This is a genomic window from Streptomyces changanensis (genome assembly GCF_024600715.1).
Classification (GTDB): Bacteria; Actinomycetota; Actinomycetes; order Streptomycetales; family Streptomycetaceae; genus Streptomyces; species Streptomyces changanensis.
In genome coordinates, this window is sequence record NZ_CP102332.1 from 731,819 (window position 1) to 748,429 (window position 16,611).

General features: G+C 74.3%; 11 protein-coding genes and 1 pseudogene. 7 read left to right on the forward strand and 5 right to left on the reverse strand.

From position 1 onward, the window contains the following. Positions 1-3: 3 nt before the first annotated feature. Together mltG and NRO40_RS03130 are read right to left on the reverse strand one after the other, a co-directional pair. Positions 4-861: an endolytic transglycosylase MltG gene (gene mltG / locus NRO40_RS03125; RefSeq protein WP_058945089.1), complete on the reverse strand. Its 858-nt coding sequence runs from the start codon at positions 859-861 to the stop codon at positions 4-6. Positions 862-1,103: 242 nt separating this feature from the next. Next, positions 1,104-3,029 (reverse strand): ABC transporter ATP-binding protein, encoded by a 1,926-nt coding sequence (locus tag NRO40_RS03130; RefSeq protein WP_058945090.1) that lies wholly within the window; start codon positions 3,027-3,029, stop codon positions 1,104-1,106. A gap of 113 nt (positions 3,030-3,142) precedes the next feature. Here NRO40_RS03130 and NRO40_RS03135 point away from each other — a divergent pair, with 113 nt between their 5' ends. After that, positions 3,143-3,592 (forward strand): MarR family winged helix-turn-helix transcriptional regulator, encoded by a 450-nt coding sequence (locus tag NRO40_RS03135; RefSeq protein WP_058945091.1) that lies wholly within the window; start codon positions 3,143-3,145, stop codon positions 3,590-3,592. A gap of 423 nt (positions 3,593-4,015) precedes the next feature. Beyond that, positions 4,016-5,482 (forward strand): Gfo/Idh/MocA family protein, encoded by a 1,467-nt coding sequence (locus NRO40_RS03140; protein WP_257375323.1) that lies wholly within the window; start codon positions 4,016-4,018, stop codon positions 5,480-5,482. A 95-nt stretch (positions 5,483-5,577) separates the two neighbouring features. Here the strand turns inward: NRO40_RS03140 and NRO40_RS03145 are convergent, their stop codons facing one another. Continuing rightward, positions 5,578-7,212: a peptide-N4-asparagine amidase gene (locus NRO40_RS03145; protein ID WP_058944144.1), complete on the reverse strand. Its 1,635-nt coding sequence runs from the start codon at positions 7,210-7,212 to the stop codon at positions 5,578-5,580. 263 nt (positions 7,213-7,475) lie between these two features. Here NRO40_RS03145 and NRO40_RS03150 point away from each other — a divergent pair. Both NRO40_RS03150 and NRO40_RS03155 read left to right on the forward strand, forming a co-directional pair. Further along, positions 7,476-9,362 (forward strand): annotated as a pseudogene (locus tag NRO40_RS03150) (ABC transporter transmembrane domain-containing protein); the annotation flags it as partial. 275 nt (positions 9,363-9,637) lie between these two features. Continuing rightward, positions 9,638-11,425, forward strand: a complete 1,788-nt coding sequence (locus tag NRO40_RS03155; RefSeq protein WP_058944142.1) for an ABC transporter ATP-binding protein — start codon at positions 9,638-9,640, stop codon at positions 11,423-11,425. A gap of 107 nt (positions 11,426-11,532) precedes the next feature. On the opposite strand, the gene NRO40_RS03160 is transcribed toward NRO40_RS03155, so the two are convergent. Further along, positions 11,533-12,324, reverse strand: a complete 792-nt coding sequence (locus NRO40_RS03160) for a metal-dependent hydrolase (RefSeq protein ID WP_058944141.1) — start codon at positions 12,322-12,324, stop codon at positions 11,533-11,535. A 59-nt stretch (positions 12,325-12,383) separates the two neighbouring features. On the opposite strand from NRO40_RS03160, the gene NRO40_RS03165 reads away from it, so the two are divergent. Both NRO40_RS03165 and NRO40_RS03170 read left to right on the forward strand, forming a co-directional pair. Next, on the forward strand, positions 12,384-14,957 hold the full coding sequence (locus NRO40_RS03165; protein ID WP_079047348.1) for a DEAD/DEAH box helicase: 2,574 nt from the start codon (positions 12,384-12,386) through the stop codon (positions 14,955-14,957). Between the two features lie 12 nt (positions 14,958-14,969). Beyond that, complete coding sequence (locus NRO40_RS03170; RefSeq protein ID WP_058944139.1) at positions 14,970-15,836, forward strand: acyl-CoA thioesterase; 867 nt, start codon at positions 14,970-14,972, stop codon at positions 15,834-15,836. Positions 15,837-15,839: 3 nt separating this feature from the next. Here the strand turns inward: NRO40_RS03170 and NRO40_RS03175 are convergent, their stop codons facing one another. After that, on the reverse strand, positions 15,840-15,998 hold the full coding sequence (locus NRO40_RS03175; protein ID WP_232791199.1) for a DUF6011 domain-containing protein: 159 nt from the start codon (positions 15,996-15,998) through the stop codon (positions 15,840-15,842). A gap of 124 nt (positions 15,999-16,122) precedes the next feature. On the opposite strand from NRO40_RS03175, the gene NRO40_RS03180 reads away from it, so the two are divergent. Next, positions 16,123-16,611, forward strand: coding sequence for a glutathione peroxidase (locus NRO40_RS03180; protein WP_058944137.1), 489 nt, complete (start codon positions 16,123-16,125; stop codon positions 16,609-16,611).

The window sequence follows — 16,611 nt, forward strand, 5'->3', positions numbered from 1 at the left end:
GCGTCAGGGGGTGGCGCTGCGGCGGTGGGCGTTGAACTCCTCGACGTTCCGCTGCTGTTCGGCGTAGTCGTCGGTGAAGCGGGTGTCCCCGGGCCGGACGGTCACGAAGTACAGCCAGTCGCCGGGTGGCGGGTCGATCGCGGCGTGCACGGCCTGCTCGCCGGGGTTGCCGATCGGCGTGGGGGGCAGGCCCGTGCCGACGTAGGTGTTGTAGGGGCTGTCGATGCGGGTGTCGGCGTGCGAGGTGTCCAGGGTGGAGCGGCCGAGGGCGTAGTTGAGCGTCGAGTCCATCTGCAGGGGCATGCCGCGGGCGAGACGGTTGTGGATCACCCGGGCCACCTTGCCCATGTCCTCCACGGTGTCGGCCTCGGCCTGCACGATGCTGGCGATGGTCACCGTCTCGTAGAGGCTGAGGCTGCTCCGTTGCGCTCCCTGCGTGACGCGGGACGTCCCGAACCGCTCCCCCGCCGTGGTGACCATGTAGCGCAGGAGGCCGCGCGGCGTCGTGGCGTCCACGACCGGGTACGTGGCCGGGAAGAGGAACCCCTCGGGGTTCCCCCGGGCGGCGGCGGGCAGACCGAGTCCCGGTGCCGCGGCGGTGGCCCGGGTGGTGCCGGGCGGCACGCCGAGGGCCTTGTCGACCGCCTCGTAGACCTGCGTGGAGCGCCAGCCCTCCGGGATGAGCAGGTGCCGGGTCTCTTCGCGCGGCGGCGGGGCGGGCTCGCGCATGAGGAGCAGGGGCACCAGGGTGCCCGCCGCGACGAGGGCGAGCACACCGGTGATCAGTGCCAGTCGGCCACGACGCGTCAGGCGCGGCCGTCGGTGTCTGCGGCGGGACTTCCTCGGGATCGGGAACCTCATGCGGGCACGCTAACCCGCAGATCATCATAAAGCGCGGATATCCGACATCACGCCCCGCAGGCCCGAACAAGCGAACGCGGGATCGGATGTTCGCTGGAACGTGTGGTCGGCAGCGGAAGCCGTTGCTCCGCACGGATGCGGCGCAGGATGCTTACGGTGCGCAAGCGACGGGCTGCAGACCGCGAGGGCGCGAGTCCCACACACATGCACGACGCACAAGGAGTCCCACCCCATGAACCTCATCACCAACCTGCTCGCCGGTGTCCTCCACTTCGTGGGCTGGCTGGTCTGACGCTCGCTCCGTCCGGCGCCGCCGCTCCCCCGTCCCAGGGGGGCGGCGGCGCCGCCGTGTGCGCGCCGTTCGTGTCCATGCGGGCGTCGCCGTGGACGAGGGCGGCGTACCGGCCGCCCTTGGCGAGGAGCTCGGCGTGGCTGCCGCGCTCGACGATGCGGCCGGCGTCGAGGACGACGATTTGGTCGGCGGCCCGCACCGTGGAGAGCCGGTGGGCGATGGTGATGGTGGTCCGCCCGGCGGAGAGGGCGTCGATCGCCTGCTGCACGGCCTGTTCGGTGCGCGTGTCCAGGGCGCTCGTCGCCTCGTCGAGGATGAGGACGGGCGGGTCGCGCAGGATGGTCCGGGCGATGGCGAGGCGCTGCTTCTCGCCGCCGGAGAAGCGGTAGCCGCGCTCGCCGACGAGGGTGTCGTAGCCGTCGGGCAGCGAGGCGATGTGGTCGTGGATCTGCGCGGCCCTGGCCGCGGCCTCGATCTCGGCGTCCGTGGCGTCCGGCCGGGCGAAGCGGAGGTTGTCGGCGACGGACGCGTGGAAGAGGTACGTCTCCTGGGAGACGACGCCCACGCCGCGGGCGAGGGTGTCGAAGTCGAGCTCGCGCACGTCGACCCCGTCGAGCGTGACGCGGCCGTCGGTGACGTCGTAGAGCCGGGGCACCAGGTAGCTGAGGGTGGACTTGCCGGAGCCGGTGGCGCCGACCACGGCGAGGCTGCTGCCCGCGGGAACGGTGATGTCGATGCCGTCGAGCGTGGGGCCGCTCTTCTCGTCGCCCCGGTCGTAGTGGAAGGCGACGTCCTCGAAACGGATCTCGCCGCGGATCCGCTCCAGGCGCACGGGCCGCTCGGTCTCGGTGATGTCGACCGGCAGGTCCAGGTACTCGAAGATCCGCTGGAAGAGCGCGAGCGAGGTCTGGATCTGCACGCCGGTGGAGAGCAGGCTGACGGCGGGGCGCAACAGTCCCTGCTGGAGCGTGACGAAGGCGACGAGCGTACCGATGGAGATCGTCGGCCCGCCGGCCCGCAGGGCCAGGCCGGCCGCCCAGTACAGCAGGGCGGGCATGGCGGCCATGACGATGGTGATGGTCGCCATCCGCCACCGGCCGGCCATGGAGGCGCGGACCTCCAGGTCGACCAGGCGCTCGGACTCGTCGGCGAAGGAGCGGGTCAGGGAGTCCGCCCGGCCCATGGTGCGGCCCAGCAGGATGCCGCTGACGGAGAGCGATTCGGTCACCGTCGCCGCCATCGCGGCCATCTGCTTCTGCCGCTGGGTCGTGATCGCCTTGCGCTCGCGACCCACCCGGCGGCTGATCCACACGAAGACCGGCAGCAGCAGCAGCGAGACGACCGTCAGCCGCCAGTCCAGCGCGAGCATCGCGACGATCGTCGCGAGGACGGCGGTGACGTTGGAGACGAGGGACGTCGCGGTCGACGTGACCGTGGCCTGCATGCCGCCGATGTCGTTCGCGATGCGGGACTGCACCTCGCCCGTCCGCGTCCGGGTGAAGAAGGCGAGCGGCATGCGCTGGAGCTGGGCGTAGACGGCGGTGCGCAGGTCGTGCATGACGCGCTGCCCGACCGTGGTGGAGATCAGTGTCTGCAGGACGCCGAAGACGCTGGTCACCACCGCGGTGAGGATCATGCCGAGCGCGAGGAGGGTCAGCAGCCCCGTGCGGCCCTGGGGGATGGCGGTGTCGAGGATCTCGCGCAGCAGGAACGGCGAGGCGACCCCCACCAGGGAGGAGGCGCCGACGAGCAGGCCCACGAAACCCAGGCGACCGCGGTACGGCCGGAAGAGCCGGAGGATGCGCCGGATCTGCGCCGGGGGCTGGTCCGGGTCGTGGGGTGGTGGCGTCCAGGTGGACTCGGCGTGGATACGCATGGCTCCTTCGAGAGGTCGTCGTGTCCCGCGGCCACGGAACGCGCCTGCGCCGGAGAGCATAGCTCATTGTGAGTACAGGTAACAGTGAACATACTCCTGCTACCCTGCCGATTATGAACGCACCCGACGCCGACGGCCTCCTCGCCGAGCAGCTGCTGCGGCTGACCCGCCGGCTCCACCGCAGCCAGAAGCGGCAGTTGGAGGCCGTGGACATCCGCATCACCCCCGCCCAGTCGCGCCTCCTGCGGACGGTCGCGCACTACGAGTCGCCGCCGCGCATGGCCGACCTCGCCGAGCGCCTCGAGGTCGTGCCCCGGGCGGTGACCAGCCTGGTCGACGGGTTGGAGGCGAGCGGACGGGTGCGCCGCGTTCCCGACCCGGCCAACCGCCGGGTGATCAGGATCGAGCTCACCTCGGAGGGCCGCGCCACGCTGCGGCGGCTGAGGAGCGCGCGCCGGGCCGCCGCGGAGGACGTCCTGGCCCCCCTGACCACCGACCAGCGCGAGGTGCTCGGCGGGCTGCTGTCCGCCCTGGTCGACGGGGTGTCCGACCAGCGCTGCTGAGCACCGCGCGCCGCCGGGGCGGGACGGCCGCCCGCCCCGCCCGCGCGGTACGGGCAGGTCCTCGGCGATCCCCCCGGGCCCTCGCCCCGGACTCACCCCCGCCCGGCACCGCCCCCGGCACCCGGCACCGCCCCGGCACACGGGCACACGGGCACACGGGCACACGGGCACACGGGCACACGGGCACACGGGCACACGGCAGCGTTACCCGCCGGGGCCGGCGCCGACGTCCCCGGCCGCCCGCCTCCGGCCGCACCCGCCGCGCCCACCCGGTACGGGCGCCCGGATCCGGCCGCTCACGGTCCCCGGCGCACGCGCGCGCCACGGAAGGCCGATCCTCTCCCTTGCGCGCCCCCGGCCGGGCGGCCAGGGTCCTTCCCGGGACACGTGAACCAGCCGTGCACGTCATGTACTGGAGGTTCCATGAGCGACTCGGTTCCCGGCGACGACGCGGTGCCCGGTGGCCCCCGGGTCCCCGCCGCGCCCTCACGCCGCGGCGTGCTGCGGACCACGGCGGGCGCGGCGGGCGCCGGACTCGGCCTCGCCGCCCTCGGCGGCGCACCGGCCGCGGCGGCCGCCCCGCGCCCCGCCGGCGGGACGGCGGCGGGCCCGGCGGAGCCCGCGCCGCCACCCCGCCAGGGCGCCACGATGGCGGGCGTGCCGTTCGAGCGGCGCAGCACCGTACGGGTCGGGATCGTCGGGCTGGGGAACCGCGGCGACAGCATGATCGACCTGTTCCTCGCCGTCCCCGGCACGCGGGTCACCGCCGTCTGCGACCCGGTCCGGGAGAAGGCGGCCCGGGCGGCCGCCAAGGTGGTGGCCGCCGGGCAGCCGGCACCGGCGGTGTACACGCACGGGGACGGCGCCTACGCGCGGCTGTGCGAGCGCGGCGACGTCGACCTCGTGTACGTCGCCACCCCGTGGGAGCTCCACTTCGAGATGGCGCGGACCGCCCTGCTGAACGGCAAGCACGTCGGCGTCGAGTGCCCCGTGGCGATGACCCTGGACGAGCTGTGGGCCCTGGTCGACCTGTCGGAGCGGACGCGGCGCCACTGCATGCAGCTGGAGAACTGCTGCTACGGCAGGAACGAGACGCGCGTGCTGCGCATGGCGCACGCGGGGAAGTTCGGCGAGCTGCTGCACGCCGCCGGCGCGTACCACCACGACCTGCGCGAGCTGCTGTTCTCCCCGACGTACTACGAAGGGCCGTGGCGGCGGCTGTGGCACACCCGGCTGCGCGGTGACCTGTACCCGAACCACGGCTTCGGGCCCGTCGCCAACTACCTGGACGTCAACCGGGGCGACCGCGTGGTCGGCATCAGCAGCTTCGGCACGCCCGCCCTGGGGCTGGCCGAGTACCGGGCGGCCCACATGCCGCCGGACCACCCCAGCCGGAAGGAGTCCTACGTCGGGAGCGACCGCACCGTCAGCATGCTGCGGACCGCGAAGGGCCGGGTGATCCGGCTCGAGCACGACGTGTCCACGCCGCACCCGTACAGCCGGGTCAACAGCCTGGGCGGCACCCGCGGGGTCTTCGAGGACTACCCGGCCCGCGTCTACGTCGAGCCGGACCACAAGGACCACCAGTGGGGCGACTTCTCGGTCTACGCCGAGGAGTTCGACCACTGGCTGTGGCGGGAGCACGCCGACCCGCCGGGCGGGCACGGCGGCATGGACTACCTCATGGTGTACCGGCTGACGCAAGTCATGCGGCTGGGTCTCGTACCCGACTTCGACGTCTACGACGCCGCCACCTGGACGGCGCCGGTGCCGCTGAGCCACGCCTCGATCCGGGCCCAGGGCGCGCCCATGGCTTTCCCGGACTTCACCCGCGGCGAGTGGCGCCGTCCGCGGCCCGGGGTGGACTCGGAGCGCCCGGCCGAGGCGTAGCCCGCGCCGCTCCCGCCCGCGCCCCCGCCCCGCTGGTGCGGTGGGGGCGTGCGGAGGGGCGCGGCGGGGCGGGCGGGGCGGTCGCGGCGGCGGGTTCAGCAGCGTGTGCGGTCCTCCGTCACCACCCCCTGCGCGGTACGCAGGAGGCGGTCGTGGCAGCCGGCTGAGCCGCGGAGCCGGTAGCGCTCGGCGGACGTGCCGACCGCGTGGCGCTGGTCGCGTGGGACGCCCGTCGTGTAGGTCGCGTCACCGGTGTACGTGTCGTCCAGCCGTGACCAGGAGGGCGGCCGGCCGCCGCGGGTCGTGACGGTGTGGGCGTGGTCGCCGAGGGTCAGCTCCGTCCGCAGCCGGTCGCCGGCGCCGACGGTCGTCGTGCCGTCCATGGTGTACGTCCTGCGGGTGCGCGTGGTCGCGCCGCCCGCGGTGACGGTCTCGTGGTCGGTCCAGGTGGCGTCGAGGGCGTCGGGGTTCTCGTCGGCGCCCCAGCGGTGGACGGAGGTGTGGGTGAGCGCGCGGGCGACGGTCGTGGCGGTCCTGCCGCGCGAGGTGTCGACGTATCCGGCCACGGTGAGCCGGTGGGCCGCCGCCGTGTCGACGCGGTGCTCGGCGCCGGGGGTGTGGCGGGAGGTTCCGGTGGCGCCGCCGTCCTCGTGGCGGGTGAGGGCACCGGTGACGACCGCGCGGCCCTCGTCCCGCCACAGCAGCAGGTTGGTCGGGGTGCTCCAGCCGGGCCGTCCGGCCGGCACCCCCGCGACGGTCACCTCGACGCGGTGCGGGCGGCCGTCGTTGAGGAGCCCGGCGAACGGCGTCAGGTCGAGGACCACCGGCTGGACGTCGAAGGCCCGGGGGCCGGGGACGACGTACCAGAGGAACGGGTTGGACCAACCGCCCGTCCAGACCGTCGGGAAGGGCGCGGCGATGCCGGCGAGCCGGCCGTCGACGCTGACGCGGACCTCGCGGTGGGGGCCGCCGTCGGCGGTGCAGCCGTAGGGCGCACCGGTGGGGACGGTCAGGTACCAGTACTCCTCACAGCCGCCGCCCGAGCCGGTGGCGTACACCTCGGCGAGGATCCGTTCGGTGTTGCGCGGGGTGGTGACGGAGCCGCCGTCGCCGAGCGGGAGGACGAGCTCCGGGGTGGCCGCCGGGTCGGGGACGGTACGGCCGCCGGGGGTGGCGGTACCGCCGGGGGCGGCGTAGAAGGTGAGGGTCACGGTGACGTCGATGACGCCGGTGTGGGTGTCGTCGACGACGTTGCCGATGAGCATCTCGACCGGCTGGGGCCGGCTCAGGGTGTCGCTGTAGCGGGTGACGTCCTTCTCCACCGACCAGGCGATGCCGTCGGGGGACGGCTGGGGCGTGGACGTGCGCAGGACCTCGACGCCCCCGACGGCGAGGTGGCCGAGCCGGTCGTACTGGCGTCCCCGCACCCGGCCGTCGAGCCGGAGGACGACCGCGCTCCACCGGTCGCCGCACCCCTCGGGTGGCGTGTAGGCGCCACGGTAGGGGGTGAAGTCGCGGAACTGCGCCCGGGCGACGGTGACCTCGCAGGAGGGCACCCCGCGCGGCCGGTGCACCGGGGGCGCGGCGGTGAGCGGGTCGTGCCAGTCGGTGCCGAACTCGGCTGGTGGGTGCGGGTGTCGGCCGGCGGAGGCGGCCGGCGGGCCGGTGAGGAGCGCGCCGGCGGCGAGCGCCAGGGCGCTGAGCGTGCTCATGACTGCGCGTCGTCTCATGGGGCGGAAGTGAAGCGCCGGACGGTGTCGGGCGCCAGGGACGGGGCGCGGCGTTGGCGCGTTCCGTGCGCGGCGGCGGAAAACCCTTTGCCCCGGGCCCGTCGGCGGGGTGAACCTGGCACGTCTCCGCCGCGCCCCGGCCGTCGGCGGTGTTTTCCGCCCTGCCCGCCGCCTCCGCCGTCGACCGCCGTTTCCGTCCCCGCCCCACCCGCCCGGCCGACCCCTCGCCCCCGCCCGCACCTGCCGAGAATGTCTGGGACGCCATGCAGATCCGCCACCTCCCGTACGCCGACCCCGGCGAACCCGACGTCCGTTCCGGTGCCCGCTTCCTGGTGTGGCTGGGCAGGCGCCAGCTGGGCGGGCAGCTCGCCTCGCTCGGCTGGGGGCTGGTGATGAACCTGGGCATCATCGGGCTGCCGGTGGGCGTCGGCCTCGCCGTCCAGGCGGTCGTGGACGGGTCGGGTGGCCGGCTCGCGCTCGCGGGCGGGCTGATCGCCCTGCTCGGCGTGACCATCGCCGTCGGGGACGTGATGCTGCACCGGACCGCGGTGACCAACTGGATCACCGCGGCGACCCGCGTGCAGCAGTTGCTCGCCCGCAAGGCCGCCGAGTTGGGCTCCGTGCTGACCCGCAGGGTCGCGGCCGGTGAGGTGGTGGCCGTCTCGACCGCTGACGTCGAGAAGATCGGCTGGTTCGTGGAGGCCCTGTCCCGGTTCGCCGCGGCGGCCGCCACGCTGGTCGCCGTCTGCACCGGCCTGGTGCTGTACGAGCCCGCCCTCGGCACCGTCGTCGCGCTGGCCGTACCGGTACTGGCGCTGGCGCCCCTGCCGCTGCTGCCCCGGGCGACCCGCCGCGCCGACGAGCAGCGCGAGAAGGCGGGGCGGGCGACGGAGCTGGCGACCGACACGGTCGCCGGACTGCGGGTGCTGCGCGGCATCGGGGGCGAGGAACTGTTCCTCGGCCGCTATCGCACCGCCTCGCAGGAGGTGCGCGGCGCCGCCGTGCGCAGTGCCCGCTCGTGGGCGCTGATCGCCGCCGTACAGGTGGTCCTGCCGGGACTGCTGTTGATCGGCGTGGTGGGTCACGGGGCGCGGCTCGCGCTGGACGGGCGGATCGCGGTCGGCGACCTGGTCGCCGTGTACGGGGCGGTGCTGCTGATCCAGCACCCTCTGCGCCAGTTCGAGGAGATCGCCATGGCCTACTCGTTCTCGCGGCCCTCGGCGCGCCGCGCCGCGCGGGTGCTGGCGCTGTCGCGCACGGGGCCGGGGACCGGCGGCGGGACCGTCCCGCCGAGCGGGGCCGTCCCGCCGGACGCCGACGCAGGCGCGGCCGTGGTCCGAGGCGGGGGCATGACCGTGCCGCCGGGCGGGGACGGGCCCCTGCCACGGCACGCGGGCGGGTCCCTGCCGTCGGGTGAGGGCGGGTCCCGGCCGCCGGAGGGGGAGTTGCACGACCCGCTGACGGGTCTGCGGGCCCCCGCCGGGCGGTTCACCGCCGTCGTGTGCGGCGACCCGGACGCCGCCGGGCGGCTCGCGGAGAGGCTGGGCGGCCATCCGGCCGACGGCGGCGCGGAGCACGTACCGGTTCTCGTGGGCGGCGTCGCGCTGGACGGGCTGCCCCTGTCGGTGGCCCGCACCGCGGTGCTCGTACAGGACAAGGACCCGGTGCTGCTGTCGGGGACGCTGCGGGAGCTGCTGGACGTGCCCTCGTCCGGTGCGGTGACCGCCGCCCGGGCGCTGGAGGCCGCCCGGTGCGGGGACGTGCTGGACGCCCTGGCGCAGGCGTCCGCCGAGCCGGACGGCGACCCGATGGAGACCCCGATCACCGAGCGCGGCCGGTCCCTGTCGGGCGGGCAGCGCCAACGGCTCGCCCTGGCCCGGTCGTTGGTGACCGACCCACCGGTGCTGGTGCTGGACGAGCCGACGTCGGCGGTGGACTCGCACACCGAGGCGGCGGTCGCGGCCGGGATCCGGCGGCTGCGCGAGGGGCGCACGACGGTCGTGTTCACCTCGTCGCCGCTGCTGCTGGACGTGGCCGACCGGGTGGTCCTGGTCCACCGGGGGCGGGCGCTCGCGGCGGGCCCCCACCGGGAGCTGCTGCGCACCGAGCCGCGCTACCGGGCGGTCGTCTCCCGCGACACCGAGCCCGACCCCGACCCCGACGCCCAGCGCGACACCGACCCCGACACCGGGCCCGGCACCCAGCCCGGCACCGAGCCCGACGCCACCGGCACCGGCACCGCCACCGGCACCGCCACCGGCACGCGCACCGGCGCACCGGCCGACGCCGGCACCCCGCCGGGCGCTGTCCCCGTGCCCGTACCGGGCGCCGAGGCCGTGCCCGTGCCCGCCGCCGCGGAGCCCGCGTCCGCCGAGTCCGCCGCCCGTGCCCGAACCGCACCACTCCCCGGACGGGAGGAGTCCGCATGACCGGCCCCGGCCTGGTACCACCGCAGTACGACCCCGCGGCGCCGCGGTCCGCCACCACGCTGCCCGTCGGCAGCCCCGCCACCGTGCGCCGGTACGTGCGGGAGCTGCTGCGCCGCCACCGGCGGGCGTTCACGCTGCTCGTCGCGGTCAACGCCGTGGCGGTCGTCGCCTCGATGACCGGCCCGTACCTGCTCGGCTCGCTGGTGGACCGGCTCGCGGCCGGGGCGGACCGACTGCACCTCGGGCGGACCCTGTTCCTGTTCGCCGTCGCGCTCGCCGTGCAGACGCTGTTCGTGCGGCTGGTGAGGCTGCGCGGGGCGATGCTCGGCGAGGAGACGCTGGCGGACCTGCGCGAGGACTTCCTCGTCCGGTCGGTCCGGCTGCCGCCCGGCGTGCTGGAGCGGGCGGGGACGGGGGACCTGCTGTCGCGCGTCACCACCGACGTCGACCGGCTGGCCGAGGCCATGCGGCAGGCGGTGCCGCAGCTGGCGATCGGGGTGGTCTGGGCGGGCCTGCTGCTCGGCGGGCTCGCGGTGACCGCGCCCCCGCTGGCGCTGTGCGTCCTGGTGGCGGCGCCGCTGCTCGTCGTGGGCTGCCGCTGGTACTTCCGGCGGGCGCCCGCCGCGTACCGCTCGGAGGCCGCCGGGTACGCGGCGGTGGCCGCCGCGCTCACCGAGACGGTCGACGCGGGCCGCACGGTGGAGGCGCACCGGCTCGGGGCGCGCCGCGTGGCGCTCTCCGACCGTCGGATCGGGCAGTGGACGGCGTGGGAGCGGTACACCCTCGCCCTGCGCTCGGTGTTCCTCCCGGTCATCAGCCTCACCCACACCACGGTGCTCGCCTCCGTGCTGCTGATCGGCGGGGCGTTCGTGCTCCAGGGCTGGCTGGACGTCGGCCGGCTGACCACCGGGGCGCTCCTCGCGCAGATGCTGGTGGAGCCGGTCGGGATCATCCTGCGCTGGTACGACGAGCTCCAGGTGGCGCAGGTGTCGCTGGCCCGGCTGGTCGGCGTGCGTGAGATCGAGCCGGACGCGGGGGACGCGTCGGTGCGGCCCGAGGGGCGCGAGGTGCGGGCGGACGAGGTGCGCTTCGGCTACCGGGAGGGCGTCGACGTGCTGCACCGCGTGTCGCTCGGGGTACCGCCCGGGACGCGGCTCGCGCTGGTCGGCCCGTCGGGCGCCGGCAAGTCGACTCTGGGCCGGCTGCTCGCCGGCATCTACGCGCCGGGCTCCGGCCGGGTCACGCTGGGGGCGGCGGAGCTGGCGCGGATGCCCGCCGAGCGGGTCCGGGAGCACGTGGCGCTGGTCAACCAGGAGCACCACGTCTTCGTCGGGTCGTTGCGGGACAACCTGCTGCTGGCGCGGGCCGGGGCGGACGACGGCGAGCTGTGGTCGGCGCTGGCCGCGGTCGGCGCCGACGGCTGGGCGCGGGCGCTGGAGGGCGGTCTCGACGCGGAGGTCGGCTCGGGCGGGCAGGGGCTCACCCCGGCGCAGGCCCAGCAGGTGGCGTTGGCCCGGCTGGTGCTGGCGGACCCGCACACGCTGGTGCTGGACGAGGCGACGTCGCTGCTCGACCCGCGGGCCGCGCGGCACCTGGAGCGCTCCCTGGCCCGGGTGCTGGAGGGGCGTACGGTCGTCGCCATCGCGCACCGGCTGCACACCGCGCACGACGCGGACCTGATCGCGGTGGTGGAGGGCGGCCGGATCACCGAGCTGGGCGGCCACGACGCGCTGGTGGCCGCGGACGGGGCGTACGCGGCGCTGTGGAGGTCCTGGCACGGGTAGCACCGGCGCCCCGCCCCCGCCCGGCTCCCCGGCAGGACACCGCCCCGCTCCCCCGCCGGACACCGCCCCCGCCCGGTCCCCCGCCGGGGCGCACGCGCCCGGCGGGGTCAGACCAGGCCCAGCGCGAAGGCGCCGCCCACGCCGCCGAGCACCATGAACACCGGCATGAGCACCCGCACCTCGACCCAGCTGCCCGCCCGGAAGCGCAGCACCTTGGGGGGCCCGATCGGGTACCAGCGCTTGCCGCCTATCGGTATCGGCCACAGGATCGGGCAGCCGGAGACGGTGAGCGCGTCACCGACGTCGTGGACCAGCGCGCCGAGCACGACGGGCAGCCCCAGCCACAGGTACTCCTGGCCCGGCGCCTCGAACAGCCAGTTCGCGCCGTTGCCGGGCTGGTCCAGGATGCCCGCGAGGATCCAGGCGCCGGCCGCGCCCAGCAGCCACACGAGGATGTCGCTGGAGACCCGGGCGGCCCGCCACAGCAGGCCCTCGACGGCCAGGACGACGTGGACGAAGAGGAGCGCGAGGACCCCCCAGCGGCCGCACTGGACGGCGAGCGCCGAGGCGCCGGCGCCGATCGCGACCGCCCACACCCAGGTGTGGGTGAGGGTGCGGTGGCCGCCGCTCCGGCGCGGGTCGGCGCGGGTGCGGGTGGCCTTGTAGGCGGCGTAGGACAGCTTGTCGACGACCTCGCACACCCACTTGGACAGCGGTCCGAAGGCGCGCGAGATCGTCGCCGACTTGTGGTCGAGGTCGGGGGCGAGGGCCGCACCGGCACAGATCAGCGCTCCGACGACGAGGACCGGCCACGGCATGGCGTGGCCGGCCGCCGCGGTGGCGGCGCCCACGCCGAGCCAGGCCGCCGCCCCGGAGAGTGAGTGCGCCGGTCCCATCATGTGCGTGCCGCCCCCGTGGTCGTGTGGTGGTGCCGAGTTGACGGCACAGGCTACCGCTCGTGATCTTGGTGCCGGTGGCCGGTTCCCGCTTCACGGGGGAAGCCAGGCAAGATGGGGTCGTGACCCTTATCGATCAGCTGCCGCAGACCGCCGATCCCGACGCCCTCTTCGAGGCCTTCTCGTCCTGGGCGGAGGGCCGTGGCATCTCCCTCTACCCGGCCCAGGAGGAGGCGCTGATCGAGGTCGTCTCGGGCGCCAACGTGATCCTGTCCACGCCCACCGGCTCCGGCAAGAGCCTGGTGGCGGCGGGGGCCCACTTCACGGCGCTCGCCAACGACCAGGTGACGTTCTACACGGCGCCGATCAAGGCGCTCGTGTCGGAGAAGTTCTTCGACCTGTGCAAGCTCTTCGGCACCGAGAACGTCGGCATGCTCACCGGCGACGCGTCCGTGAACGCCGACGCCCCGGTGATCTGCTGCACGGCGGAGGTGCTCGCCTCGATCGCGCTGCGCGACGGCAAGAACGCCGACATCGGCCAGGTCGTCATGGACGAGTTCCACTTCTACGCGGAGCCCGACCGCGGCTGGGCCTGGCAGATCCCGCTGCTGGAGCTGCCGCAGGCGCAGTTCGTGCTGATGTCGGCGACGCTCGGCGACGTGTCGATGTTCGAGAAGGACCTCACCCGCCGCACGGGCCGCCCGACGGCGGTGGTCCGCTCGGCGACGCGGCCGGTCCCCCTCTCGTACGAATACCGGCTCACGCCCATCACGGAGACGCTGACGGAGCTGCTGGAGACCAAGCAGGCGCCCGTCTACATCGTCCACTTCACGCAGGCGCAGGCCGTGGAGCGGGCGCAGTCGCTGATGAGCATCAACATGTGCTCGCGCGAGGAGAAGGACCGGATCGCCGAGCTGATCGGCGGCTTCCGCTTCACCACGACGTTCGGCAGGAACCTCTCGCGGTACGTGCGGCACGGCATCGGCGTGCACCACGCGGGCATGCTGCCCAAGTACCGGCGGCTGGTGGAGAAGCTCGCCCAGGCCGGCCTGCTGAAGGTCATCTGCGGGACGGACACCCTCGGCGTCGGCGTCAACGTCCCCATCCGCACGGTGCTGTTCACGGCGCTGACCAAGTACGACGGCACCCGGGTGCGCACGCTGCGGGCCCGCGAGTTCCACCAGATCGCGGGCCGTGCCGGCCGGGCGGGCTTCGACACGGCCGGGTTCGTGGTGGCGCAGGCGCCCGAGCACGTCATCGAGAACGAGAAGGCGCTCGCCAAGGCGGGCGACGACCCGAAGAAGCGCCGCAAGGTGGTCCGCAAGAAGGCCCCGGAGGGGTTCGTCGGCTGGACCGAGAACACCTTCGAGAAGCTGATCGCCTCCGAGCCGGAGCCGCTGACCTCCCGCTTCCGCGTCACGCACACCATGCTGCTGTCGGTGATCGCCCGCCCCGGCGACGCCTTCACCGCCATGCGCCGGCTGCTGGAGGACAACCACGAGCCGCGCAGGAACCAGCTGCGCCACATCCGCCGCGCCATCGCGATCTACCGCTCGCTGCTGGACGGCGGCGTCGTGGAGCAGCTGGCCGAGCCGGACGCCGAGGGGCGCAGGATCCGGCTCACCGTCGACCTCCAGCAGGACTTCGCGCTCAACCAGCCGCTGTCGACGTTCGCGCTCGCCGCGTTCGACCTGCTGGACCCGGAGTCCCCCTCGTACGCCCTCGACATGGTGTCGGTCGTCGAGTCCACGCTGGACGACCCGCGTCAGATCCTCGCCGCCCAGCAGAACAAGGCGCGCGGCGAGGCGGTCGGCGCGATGAAGGCGGACGGGGTCGAGTACGAGGAGCGGATGGAGCGGCTCCAGGACGTCTCGTACCCCAAGCCGCTGGAAGAGCTGTTGTGGCACGGGTACAACACCTACAAGACGTCGCACCCGTGGGTCGGCGACCACCCCGTCTCGCCGAAGTCCGTCATCCGTGACATGTACGAGCGGGCGCTGACCTTCACGGAGTTCACGTCCCACTACGAGCTGGCGCGGACCGAGGGCATCGTGCTGCGGTACCTGGCGTCCGCGTACAAGGCGCTGGACCACACCATCCCGGACGACCTGAAGACGGAGGACCTGGAGGACCTGATCGCCTGGCTGGGCGAGATGGTGCGGCAGGTCGACTCCTCGCTGCTGGACGAGTGGGAGCAGCTGGCCAACCCCGAGGTGGAGACGGCCGAGGAGGCGCAGGAGAAGGCCGACCAGGTCAAGCCCGTCACGGCCAACGCCCGCGCCTTCCGGGTCCTCGTGCGCAACGCCCTGTTCCGCCGCGTGGAGCTGGCGGCGCTGGACCAGCTCGCCGAACTGGGCGCGATGGACGGCGAGTCCGGCTGGGACGAGGAGCGGTGGGCGGAGGCGATGGACGCGTACTGGGACGAGTACGACGACCTCGGCACCGGCCCGGACGCGCGCGGCCCGAAGCTGCTGTCCATCGAGGAGGACGCGGAACACGGCCTGTGGCGCGTCCGGCAGACCTTCGCCGACCCGAACGGCGACCATGACTGGGGCATCAGCGCGGAGGTGGACCTGGCGGCCTCGGACGAGGAGGGCCGCGCGGTCCTCCGCGTCACCGACGTCGGCCAGCTCTGAGAGGACCCACGGATGACGAACCCCGCCGAGAGACTCGTCGACCTGCTCGACCTGGAGCAGATCGAGGTCGACATCTTCCGCGGTGCCAGCCCGCAGGAGTCCCTGCAACGGGTCTTCGGCGGACAGGTCGCCGGGCAGGCCCTGGTCGCCGCCGGCCGGACGACGGACGGCGGCCGGCCGGTCCACTCGCTGCACGCGTACTTCCTGCGGCCGGGCATCCCCGGCGTGCCGATCGTGTACCAGGTCGAACGGGTCCGGGACGGCAGGTCGTTCACGACCCGCCGGGTCACCGCGATCCAGCAGGGCAAGACGATCTTCAATCTGACGGCCTCCTTCCACCAGCCGGAGGAGGCGGGCTTCGAACACCAGCTGCCGCCGCGGCTGGACTTCCCGCCGCCGGAGGAACTGCCCTCGGTCACGGACGAGATCCGCGAACACCTGGGCGCGCTGCCGGAGTCGCTGGAACGGATGGCGCGCCGCCAGCCGTTCGACATCCGCTACGTCGACCGGCTGCGCTGGACGCGGGAGGAGGTCGCGGAGGCCGACCCGCGCAGCGCGGTGTGGATGCGCGCGGTGGGCCCGCTCGGCGACGACCCGCTGATCCACACGTGCGCCCTGACGTACGCCTCCGACATGACCCTGCTGGACGCTGTCCGCATCCCGATCGAGCCGCTGTGGGGCCCGCGGGGCTTCGACATGGCGTCGCTGGACCACGCGATGTGGTTCCACCGCCCGTTCCGCACCGACGAGTGGTTCCTGTACGACCAGGAGTCGCCGATCGCGACGGGTGGGCGGGGCCTGGCACGCGGCCGCATCTACGACCGCGGGGGCCGGCTGCTGGTGTCGGTGGTCCAGGAGGGCCTGTTCCGCCGCCACTGAGCGTCACAGGCCCGGCAGCGCCTCCTGGTCGACCTCGTGGCGCCGCGTCCTGATGTCGGGCCCGGCCGGATGCAGCTTGGCATCGCAGGCGGGCCCGAGGCCGGTGCGCCGGGAGGCGGCGCCGGTCAGCGGCCGCCCGCACAGCCGGCACCGCACCGGCATTGGGCCGGGGGCGACGAGCTCGGTCTCCAGCGGAGGCTGTTCCTGGTCCACACCCGCCTGTCTACCAGGCGGGGCATGTTTTGATCGACCCTGTTGGCAGTGCCCCTTCGAGGAGGAGTCCCGCATGACCCTGTACGACATCCCGCTGCACAGCCTGTCCGGTGAGGCGACGACCCTGGCCGAGTACAAGGGCAAGGTGGTCCTGGTGGTCAACGTCGCCTCGAAGTGCGGCCTGACCCCGCAGTACGAGGGCCTGGAGCGGCTCCAGAAGACGTACGGCGCCCGGGGCTTCACGGTGCTGGGCGTGCCGTGCAACCAGTTCGGCGGCCAGGAGCCGGGCACGGCGGAGGAGATCGGCGCGTTCTGCTCGGCGACGTACGGCGTGACGTTCCCGATGCTGGAGAAGACGGACGTCAACGGCCCGGGCCGGCACCCGCTGTACGCGGAGCTGACGAAGACCGCGGACGTGGACGGCGAGGCCGGGGACGTCCAGTGGAACTTCGAGAAGTTCCTGATCTCCCCGCAGGGCGAGGTCACCCGCTTCCGTCCGCGCACGGAGCCGGAGGCGGCCGAGCTGGTGGCGGCGATCGAGGCGCGGCTGCCGGGGGCCTGA

Bases quoted from the DNA above. Each gene is read 5' to 3' on its own strand.
- mltG (WP_058945089.1), bottom strand. From the start codon at position 861: ATGAGGTTCCCGATCCCGAGGAAGTCCCGCCGCAGACACCGACGGCCG.
- NRO40_RS03130 (WP_058945090.1), bottom strand. From the start codon at position 3,029: ATGCGTATCCACGCCGAGTCCACCTGGACGCCACCACCCCACGACCCG.
- NRO40_RS03135 (WP_058945091.1), top strand. From the start codon at position 3,143: ATGAACGCACCCGACGCCGACGGCCTCCTCGCCGAGCAGCTGCTGCGG.
- NRO40_RS03140 (WP_257375323.1), top strand. From the start codon at position 4,016: ATGAGCGACTCGGTTCCCGGCGACGACGCGGTGCCCGGTGGCCCCCGG.
- NRO40_RS03145 (WP_058944144.1), bottom strand. From the start codon at position 7,212: ATGAGACGACGCGCAGTCATGAGCACGCTCAGCGCCCTGGCGCTCGCC.
- NRO40_RS03155 (WP_058944142.1), top strand. From the start codon at position 9,638: ATGACCGGCCCCGGCCTGGTACCACCGCAGTACGACCCCGCGGCGCCG.
- NRO40_RS03160 (WP_058944141.1), bottom strand. From the start codon at position 12,324: ATGATGGGACCGGCGCACTCACTCTCCGGGGCGGCGGCCTGGCTCGGC.
- NRO40_RS03170 (WP_058944139.1), top strand. From the start codon at position 14,970: ATGACGAACCCCGCCGAGAGACTCGTCGACCTGCTCGACCTGGAGCAG.
- NRO40_RS03175 (WP_232791199.1), bottom strand. From the start codon at position 15,998: ATGCCGGTGCGGTGCCGGCTGTGCGGGCGGCCGCTGACCGGCGCCGCC.
- NRO40_RS03180 (WP_058944137.1), top strand. From the start codon at position 16,123: ATGACCCTGTACGACATCCCGCTGCACAGCCTGTCCGGTGAGGCGACG.